We start from the raw sequence: 9,095 nt of genomic DNA, 5'->3' as shown, positions 1-9,095 counted from the left end.
ACCAACCGCGAAGTCGCCCGATGACCGACGATCTTCACCAAAGTCATCTGCCAGCGACCAGCATGAGCATCCCGATGCCCACGCACACCAGCCCCGTGACCAGCAACTTCAGCTTGCACACCGCTCAGTTCGGGCAGACAGGACGCGGTGTGCAGCGCCGTGTCCGGCAGCAGCACCGTCTCCGCGTCCGGGTGATCGCCGTCCCGCGCCAGCCGCAGGACCTCCTCGTGCCCCCAGGTCCCGGCCTCGGCGGCCCGGTCGGCCGTGCCCGCGCTCATCGCGCTCACCGCGACCACCGCGATGCCGGCGCCCCGGAGGAAGGAGGTGAACCGCTCGGCCACGTCCGCCGGGTACGCCGTGGCCACCGACACCCGGCCGAGGCCGAGGGCCCGTACCGCGTGCGGGAAGCCCAGGGCGGTGCTGGACGCCGGGATGCCCGCGGCGAGCGCCAGTTCCCGCATCTGCTCGCGCGCTCCCTCCCATCCGCGCAGGAAGCTGCCGCGCATGCTGGTCCACACGACCGCCTCGGAGCCGGAGAGCCGCAGCTCCTCCGTGACGGCCGCCAGCCGGGGGCCGGCGCCCTTCTCCGGCAGCGCGGCGATGCCGGACGCGGCCCCGCCGTCCGTGTGCACGATCGGGATCCTGATGTCCGAGCCGAGGAGCGTCTCGATGCGCGGATAGTCGTCCTCGGCGGGGTGTCCGGGGCAGAGCAGTCCGACCGCGGTCATGCGAATCCTCCCGTTGCAGGGGCCCGTCGGAGGTCCCGGGCGTTCCGAGGGCGTCCGCATGCCTGCAGCGGGCCTTCCCCGGGCCTTCCGGGCCCGGGGCCTTCCGCGGGCCTATGACGAGCGTTCCGATCTGTGGCTTTCTGTACCCTTCCGCGGCCGCCGCACGCAGAACGCGCACACGGCGTCCGCGGATCCCGCACGCATACCCGCCATGGAGTCGGGTAGCCGCGCGCCCATGGCCCGACTCAGTACGACACTGCGCAGCACATCCATACGCAGACGCACCCTGCTCGCGGGAGTCCAGGGGGAGGCGGCCACCGCGCTCAACCTGCCCGCCGGGCGCACCTGGACGGCCGTGATCCTCATCGAGTCGGGCCCGCCGGAAGGAATGTTCAGCATCGTTCGACCGCTTCGGACTCAAGGGCTCCGTCCGGGAGCATGAGCAAAGCTGTATTGAACCGAGCCGACAAGCTCGGTCGTTACGGCCGAGTAGTTGACTGAACCGGAACACGAGCGGGCACGTGCATTCCTCGGGGCGGTGCTCTGAGGGTCGGCTCGGGCACCCGCCCCGCCCAATCCCTCGCACCATCATGCCTCTGGCATATGCCAGAAAGCTGCGCCGCTGGACAGCGCGGTGGTCCGCCTTCGCAATCTGGTCAACAGCCCCGCCGCGGAAGCCGTTTGGCGGCTATCGTGGTACACAGCCCGGCCGCCGTGACCGACCTCGCGCCACCAGCGGGTCGTGACCGGCAGCAACGGCCAGGACGCAAGCGGTCACCACCTGCCGGAACTGCCAAGGGGAAACCGTGACCCTGAAGCCAGAGCCTGCCGCGCCGTTCCATTCGGTGCAGTACGCCCTCCGCGTGCTCGAGACCGTCTCCCGGCACACCGGTGGAGTCGGCGCCGCGCAGATCGCCCGCGAGACGGGGCTGCCCGTCGGCCACCTGACCCACATGCTCGCGATGCTCACCCGCGAGGGCTACGTCGAGCAGATCTCGGACGGCACCTACGTCATAGGCGACTCCCTGGTCCTGCTGAGCTCGGGCGGGGTGCGCGAGCAGGCTCTCAGGGAGAAGCTCCAGCAGACGCTGGACACCCTGCGCGACGACGTCGGCGCCGCCGTCTACATCAGCCGGTACGTCGACGGAGAAGTGAAGATCACCCAGTTCGCCGCGGGCCCGGCCACCCCGCCGGTCAACGAATGGGTCGACTTCCGGTACGCGGCGCACGCCAGCGCCGTCGGCAAGTGCCTGCTCACGCAGCTCGACGTCGACGGCCGCCGGGACCACCTCTCCCGTCACAAGATCGCCCGCCTCACCTCCCGGACGATCACCAACGAGAAGGTCCTCTTCCGCAAGCTCGACGCCCATCCGGCCACGGTTCCCGTCCTCGACCTGCAGGAATACGCCGTCGGCACGGTCTGCGCGGCCGTCCCGATCACCGCGGGCGAGGCGGTCGGCTGCCTCGCCGTCTCGATGCCGATGGAGAACGCCCACCGCCTGCGCGCCGCCGCCGACACGCTCAACAGGCGGGCCGCGGGCGTGCTGCTCTCCCTGGCCCTCTGACCACCCGTCCCCGCGCCGGTCCCGGCCCGCGCTTGTCCCGGCCCCGGACCGGCGGCCACCGCCCGCCGGTCCCGAGCACCCCTCGGGACCGGGTATTATTTACGCGTCAGCAGGCGCCGCTAGCTCAGTTGGTTAGAGCAGCTGACTCTTAATCAGCGGGTCCGGGGTTCGAGTCCCTGGCGGCGCACAGACAGAGGAAGACCCTCGCGCGAGCGGGGGTCTTCTTCGTGCTCCCGGCACCCGCCCAACCCTCGGCGACCGGCCGTGCGGGTCCCGCCGCACCCCGCCCCGGCAGGCCGGGGCTCAGCGGGACAGGAGTTCGCTCCGGCCGTGGGCGGCGTACTCCTCGAGCAGTGGGCGCACGTCGTCCGGTGTCAGCCGCCGGTACTCCGAGCCGCACGGGCGGCCCGCCCCGAAGGGCGTCCACCACACCGGGTCGGGGCAGTGGAAGGCCGCCCGGCGCAGAGCGACGCGGTGGACCTTGTTCGTCGCGGTCACCGGCATGCGCGCGAGGACACGGACGAAGCGGGGAGCCATCTTGGTGCCGAGGTCGTCCTGGGCGGCAAGGAACGCGGCGAAGGCACCGGGATCGAAGACCGCTCCGTCCCGCAGGGCCAGCGTGGCCATCACCTGGTCGCCGGAGACCGGGTCGGGCACGCCGTACACGGCGGCCGAGGCCGCGTCCGGGTATCTCGCGAGGATGTTCTCGATCATGGCGGCGGCCAGGTTCTCCCCGTCGACGCGCAGCCGGTCGTCCGCCCGCCCGGCGAAGTGGAAGTACCCCCGCTCGTCGCGGAAGAAGAGGTCGCCCGTCCAGTACCAGCCGCGCCGCGTCCTCTCGGCCACCGCCTCCTCGTTGCGCCAGTACCCCTCGAACAGGCTTCGGCCCCGGTTGACCAGTTCCCCGATCGCGGCCGAGCCGTTCAGGAGCCGCCCGGCGGAGTCCAGGACCGCGCGCGGTCTCTCCTCCCCCGTCTCCGGGTCGACGACGGCCAGGTCGTCGCCGGGCGCCGCACGTCCGATCGCCCCGTGCGGGGTGTCCGGTGTCCGCTGGATCGCGGCCCCGCCCTCCGAGGACCCGTAACCCTCGACCAGCGGTACGCCGAACCGTTCCTCGAAGCGTGCAGCGTCGACCGCGCCCGCCTCCGTCCCGAAGCCGAGACGCAGCGCGTGCTGCCGGTCCTCGGGGCGCGGCGGCGTGGCGAGGATGTACTGCACGGCCCGTCCGACGTAGGTGAAGTACGTGGCCCCGTAGGCCCGTACGTCGTCCAGGAAGCCGGAGGCGGAGAAGCGGCGCCGCAGCGCGACCGCGGCCCCGCCCGCCAGTGCGGGCGCCCAGCCGGCGATCACGGCGTTGCCGTGGAACATCGGCATGCAGATGTAGTGGGTGTCGCTGTCCCGCACCCCGAACTGCCGCACCAGCGCCCGGCCCGCCGCGGCGAGCCGCCCCTGGCTGCACAGGGCGGCGTTGGGCGCGCCGGTCGAGCCGGAGGTGAAGTAGAGCAGCAGCCGGGATCCCGGCTCGGGCGTCCTGACCACCGCCTCGCCGGGCTCGGCGCCCTCGTGGTCCGCGAGCAGCCGCTCGTACTCCGGCGAGTCGGTGACCAGGACCCGTGTCCCGGCGAGGGCGGGGGCGAGGCCGGGGCCGTCGAGCAGCGGCAGCCGGGAGCGGTCGGTGACGAGCAGGGAGCACTCGACGTGCCGGATGTCGCGTGCGAGTTCGGCGCCGCGGCGGGTGGGGTTGATGCCCGCCACGGCGGCGCCCGCGAGCGCGGCGGCGCTCAGCCACAGCGGGTATTCGGGGGTGTTGTCGAGCAGTAGCGCGAAGTGCGGTTCGGCGTCGCGCGGCAGCAGGCCGGCGAGGATCGCGGCGCGCGCGGCGGCGCCCGAGGCGAGCCGGTGGTGGGTGTACGAGACGTCCCCGTAGCGCAGTCCGACGCGGTGGTCGCCCCACTGGGCCCGCACGAGTTCGGCGACCGTTCCCGCGCCGGTACCGGGCGGGGATCCGGGCGGGAGCATGGGCGTGGGCATGCGGGCAAGGTAACTGACGTATCGTCAGATGGGTAGGGCTCCCGTGGCCGTGCGCCGCAGTCACGGCCACGGGAGCCCCGGCTTCCGGGCCACCCGGCTCCGTCAGAACTGCACGTCCGAGCAGGCGTAGAAGGCGTTGCCCGTGTCGGCGATCGTCCAGACGGCGAGGATGACGTGCCTGCCGCTCTTGCCGGAGGGGAGCGTCCCCGAGTGCGAGAGGGTCGACGGCGGCCTCTGGTTGTTGTACGGGACCGTCAGGAACGGCGTGAGTTCGAGCGCGGAGCGGGTCAGCGGCGCCGAGCTGTTCCACCCGTTCTTGGTGATGTAGTAGCGGAAGTCCGTCGTGGCGTGCATGGCGGTGAACTGCCAGCGGAAGGTGTGGCTTGCGCCGGAGGCGAGTCGGGTCGCGGGCCAGTTGCCACCGCGCGGGTTGTCGAGTTCGGAGAACCGGCTGTTGCCGCCGGCGCAGATCGTGCCGTCCGCGGGGCCCGCGGACGGGAAGCCCTTGGGGCCTTCGACGCTCTGCGGCTCCCACTGGATGCCGCCGCAGCCGGTCACCGTGCCGTTGGCACAGAGCTTCTGCCGGCTGATGGGCGAGTCGGTGTAGCCGTGACTGCTGGCCGAACCCGTGGCGAGGACGGCGGCGCCGAGTACGCCGATTCCGAGCACGCCTGCTTTGAGCCTGATTCGTCGCATGCTGCTGCGCTCCTGAGAACGTGGGGGAGTTCCTCTTCGCGGTACGCGGGTACGCGCGAGACGCGAGCTGCGGTCTAGACCAAGGCTCAGATTATTGCGACTGACTGAACATGTCCATACCAATGCCGGTCTTGTTGTCCAGACCAATGGGGGTCAGGATCCGGTCGGCGTTTCCCCGGGCCGACTCCACCAGTTCGGCGTTGGGATCGTCGTTCGTCGCCACCCAGTGACGGGCCGCCAGCTCGTCCCTCCCACCCGCCAGCTGCCGTTCCACCAGCCGCGACCGCCGCACCTCCCGCGGCGCGTCCAGGTACCAGACCTCGGCCATCAGCCCCCGCGCCTCCCGCCACCCCGGCGCGTCGACGGCCAGATAGTTCCCCTCGGTGACGACCAGACGGGCGGCGGGCGGCACCAGATGCCGCGCCGCGACCGGCTCGTGCAGCGTCCGGTCGTAGTCCGGGACGTAGATCTCCTGCCCCGCGTGCTCGACGACCCGGCGCAACAGCGCCTCGTACCCCCACACGTCGAAACTGGGCGCGGAACCCTTGCGGTCCACCAGCCCCAGCCGTTCCAGCTGCGCGTTGGACAGATGGAAGCCGTCCAGCGGCAGATACGCGGCGGAGCCCGGGCCGTGGGCGCGCTGGAGGCGCGCGACCAGGGCCCGGGCCAGGGTCGACTTGCCGGTGCCGGGCGGGCCCGCGATGCCCAGCACCGCCCGGGGCCCCGCCCGGCCCCGTCGCGGCTCCCGGTTCCCGCCGGTCAGCCGCCACGCGTCCGCGGCCACCGTCTCCCACGTGCGTGTCCCCATGGACCCGGACTCTAGTGCCGCGTCAGCCGAGGTTCGCCCCGTCGCGACGCCCTGCACGGCACTCCCCCGCAGCCCTCCGGGCGCGGGAGGTACCCCCACGCTGCGTTGGCCGAAAGCCCGAGCAGGCCCACTACGAGGGCTTCCGGCCGCCTTGCGATGCTCCCCCGCCTCCGGCGGGAGGTACCCCCGAGCACCGGACGCCGCTCCTCAGCGGGCAAACCCCGACCGACGCGGCACTAGGGTCCGTCTTCAAAGATCGCTAGATGGTGGATCATGGTGGCGTGATACGCCGTCACGAACTCACCGACCAGGAGTGGGAGTTGCTCGCTCCACTCATACCGCGGGCCAAGACGGGACGACCGCGGGTGGAGGACCGCCGGGTGATCAACGGCATGGTCTACAAGATCCGGACCGGGATCTCCTGGCGTGACCTGCCCGAACGCTACGGGCCGTGGAAGACGGTCTACACCCGCTTCCGCCGCTACGCCCTCGACGGCATCTTCACCCGGGCTCTGCAGCAGATGCAGGCCCGGGTGGATGCGGCCGGAGACATCGACTGGCTGGTTCAGATCGACTCCACCATCGTCCGCGCCCATCAGCACGCCGCGGCCACAGGCCGAAAAAGGGGACCCTCCGGCAGGACGAACCGGATGATCACGCCCTCGGCCGATCCCGAGGCGGACTGACAACCAAGATCCACCTCGCCTGCGACGGCCGGGGACGGCCGCTGGCCGTCATGCTCACCGCCGGCCATCGTCACGACGGCGTCTGCGCACGCCCGCTTCTCGAGCGGATCCGAGTGCCCCGCATCGGTCGGGGCCGACCGCGCTGCCGACCGGACCACGTGGTCGCGGACAAGGCCTACGCCTCCCGCGGCTTCCGCGCCCACCTCCGCAAGCGCGGCATCAGCCACACCATTCCGGAGAAGCGGGACCAGCAACGCCACCGCCGCAACCGGGGCCGTGACGGCGGGCGACCGCCGCGGTTCGACCGCGAGACCTACCGCCGCCGCAACACCGTCGAACGCTGCTTCAACCAACTCAAAGGCTTCCGCGGCATCGCCACCCGCTACGAGAAGACCGCCACCTCCTACGAAGCAGCGGTCACACTCGCAGCAATCCTGATCTGGGCAAGATCAATTTGAAGACGGACCCTAGTGCTGCGGTGCCCTCTGGAGGACCGGGTCCGCGCCCCGCTCCGCCGCACGTCCGGTGTAGAACGCCACGGTCAGGTCCTTGACCAGCGCCTTGCGCTCGAAGTCGTCGCCGTCCACCAGTCCGCGCGCGGTGAGCCGGCTGACCGTCTCGTCCACCGCGTCGACCACCGAGGTCAGGACACTCTCCCGCTGCATGGCGTCAAGCGCCGCGACCCGGCGCCGGTGCATGACCTCGGCCACCTCCGGCGCGTAGTCGATACGGACCGGCTGCGCCGAGAACACCTCGATGCCGGCCGGCTCGGCCTCCTCCGCGAGCAGCCTGGTCAGGGCGCCGCCGACCGCCTCGGCGTTGCGCAGCGTGGGGCTGCCGTCGGGCGTCTGCGTGAAGACGTCCACGGGTACCTGCGAGAGGATCCTCGCCAGCGCGGACTCGGTCTGCGAACGCAGGTATACGGCGTGGTCCTCGACGGCGTAGGCCGCCCGCGCGGTGTCCTCGACCCGCCACACGACAAGGACGACCACCCGCAGCGCCACCCCTTCGGAGTCCACGGCGGGCAGCGGCTCACTGCGCCAGTGCCTGAGCCGTACGTCGATCCTGCGGCGGAGCAGCAGCGGGCTCACCCAGAGCAGACCGGTACGGCGCACGCTGCCGCGGTAGTTGCCGAAGAGGGTCAGGACCAGGGCGCTGCCGACCTTGCCGCGGCCCAGCCCGCCGAAGGCAACGGCGGCGAGCAGCCCGCAGAAGGCGACGGTCACCCAGGCGAGCGGGCCGGGGCCGCTGTAGCGGACGGGCAGACCCACGTCCCGGAGGAAGGAGTTGGGCAGCATCCCGCCCCACCACATCACCAGCGCGATCACGACGAGGACACCGCCCCCGACCAGGGCCCCGATCCAGCCGGGCAGCACGGGCCCGGGCTTCTCGGTGAGGTCCGGGGCGACGGCGGACCCGGTCCGCGCGGACGCGGAGCCGAGCGCGGAGGCGCCGACGGGCTGCGGAGCCGGCGGACGCCGGTGCTGCCCTCCTCCCGTTCTGGCGCGGGAGCCGGCCCCGTCGGCGGGCCTGCCCGCCTCGGCGAGTACCCCGGCAGGCGCGGGCTTTACGGCAGTCGTGGTCTTCGCGCTCGTGGCCGGCGTGCCGGACGGGGTGCCGGACATGGTGCCGGGAGCAGCGGTGGAGGCGGCCGGTCCCGCGTCCGAGCGGCGGCGCAGGTCGACGGGCCCTGACGCGGCCGCTCCCTTCTTCGTTGCCGGGGCACCCGACCCGGCGGTGTCCCGGCGGGCGGTGGTGCCTTTGGGGCCGGTCCGGGCGGCGGACGCCTGCTGGTGCGGCTCCCGCTCTCCGGTCTCCCGTTCTCCCGGCTCACGCGGTCCGGGCTCGCGCGGTCCGGGCTCGCGCTCTTGGGGCTCCGGCTTTCCGGCCGGGGACCTGCCCGTCCCGTGCTCCGGTGTCCCCCGCTCCCCCGTCTCCCGCGTCTCCCGCGTCTCCCGCTCTTCGGGCGGCGCTTCCGGGTCCGTGCCGGCAGGGCGGCCGGCACCGGCCGCGCCCACTCCCAGGGCAGTGGCGCCGCTCGGCACCGGGCCCGGCCCGAATCCCGTCCCGGGAGCGGGGGTTCCGGACATCGGGGTTCCCGGAACCGGGGTTCCGGGACCGGCGCCCTCGACCGTGGTCGGAGGCCGTACGTGTGTAAGCGGCTCCGCGAGAGCCCGCGCGACCGCGGACGGCTCGGAGACGCCGGCCCCGGGCGCGGGACCCGCACGGTCCTCCGCCGCCGCACCGGCGAACTGCGCTGACGACACCGGCCCGGACTCGGGCCCGGGGGAGGAAGGAGAAGCGGCGGCCGGTGCCGACGGCTGCGCCCGCCACTGCCCCGTGCCCGAGGCCGGACCGCCGGCCGGCGTCGGGCTCGGAGCCGGAGCCTGGGGGTGGGCCGGGCCGTTTGGCACGGCCACGCCCGGCCACGGGCCGGTCGGTGCCGCCGCCCGGTCCGGTGCCGGGCCCACTGCCGGGCCTGCCGGACCCGCTGCGGTCTCCGGTGCGGGCCCGGTCAGGGGGGCGGCCGGCGGGAACCCGACCGGGCCCGCACCCCTGACCGCCCCATCAGCCGTCGCCT

At 73.0% G+C, this 9,095-nt stretch carries 7 protein-coding genes and 1 tRNA gene; 3 read left to right on the top strand and 5 right to left on the bottom strand.

Annotation, left to right across the window (positions count from 1 at the left end; genetic code table 11):
• Positions 1 to 728: hypothetical protein (locus GUY61_RS30055; RefSeq protein WP_166633396.1), on the bottom strand; the 728-nt coding region annotated here is incomplete at its 3' end.
• Positions 729 to 1,534: 806 nt separating this feature from the next.
• On the opposite strand from GUY61_RS30055, the gene GUY61_RS30050 reads away from it, so the two are divergent.
• A complete protein-coding gene (locus GUY61_RS30050; RefSeq protein WP_166633395.1) occupies positions 1,535 to 2,293 on the top strand; it encodes an IclR family transcriptional regulator C-terminal domain-containing protein in 759 nt (252 codons plus the stop codon).
• Between the two features lie 113 nt (positions 2,294 to 2,406).
• Positions 2,407 to 2,480, top strand: a tRNA-Lys gene (locus GUY61_RS30045).
• Positions 2,481 to 2,596: 116 nt separating this feature from the next.
• Here the strand turns inward: GUY61_RS30045 and GUY61_RS30040 are convergent.
• From GUY61_RS30040 to GUY61_RS30030, 3 genes are all read right to left on the bottom strand, one after another.
• Complete coding sequence (locus tag GUY61_RS30040) at positions 2,597 to 4,324, bottom strand: AMP-binding protein (protein ID WP_243766858.1); 1,728 nt, start codon at positions 4,322 to 4,324, stop codon at positions 2,597 to 2,599.
• 102 nt (positions 4,325 to 4,426) lie between these two features.
• Complete coding sequence (locus GUY61_RS30035) at positions 4,427 to 5,020, bottom strand: lytic polysaccharide monooxygenase (RefSeq protein ID WP_166633394.1); 594 nt, start codon at positions 5,018 to 5,020, stop codon at positions 4,427 to 4,429.
• A gap of 91 nt (positions 5,021 to 5,111) precedes the next feature.
• Positions 5,112 to 5,828: a nucleoside/nucleotide kinase family protein gene (locus tag GUY61_RS30030; protein WP_166633393.1), complete on the bottom strand. Its 717-nt coding sequence runs from the start codon at positions 5,826 to 5,828 to the stop codon at positions 5,112 to 5,114.
• A gap of 284 nt (positions 5,829 to 6,112) precedes the next feature.
• Between GUY61_RS30030 and GUY61_RS30025 the strand changes: the two genes are divergently transcribed.
• A protein-coding gene (locus GUY61_RS30025) for an IS5 family transposase (protein WP_166633398.1) occupies positions 6,113 to 6,972 on the top strand; the annotation gives its coding sequence in 2 pieces (ribosomal slippage) (positions 6,113 to 6,463 and positions 6,466 to 6,972; 858 coding nt in all).
• A gap of 9 nt (positions 6,973 to 6,981) precedes the next feature.
• Here the strand turns inward: GUY61_RS30025 and GUY61_RS30020 are convergent.
• Positions 6,982 to 8,604, bottom strand: coding sequence for an SPFH domain-containing protein (locus GUY61_RS30020; RefSeq protein WP_243766856.1), 1,623 nt, complete (start codon positions 8,602 to 8,604; stop codon positions 6,982 to 6,984).
• Positions 8,605 to 9,095 lie beyond the last annotated feature (491 nt).

It is taken from the genome of Streptomyces sp. GC420, from assembly GCF_009916105.1.
GTDB lineage: Bacteria > Actinomycetota > Actinomycetes > Streptomycetales > Streptomycetaceae > Streptomyces.
This window is presented reverse-complemented; position numbering and strand designations above follow the sequence as displayed.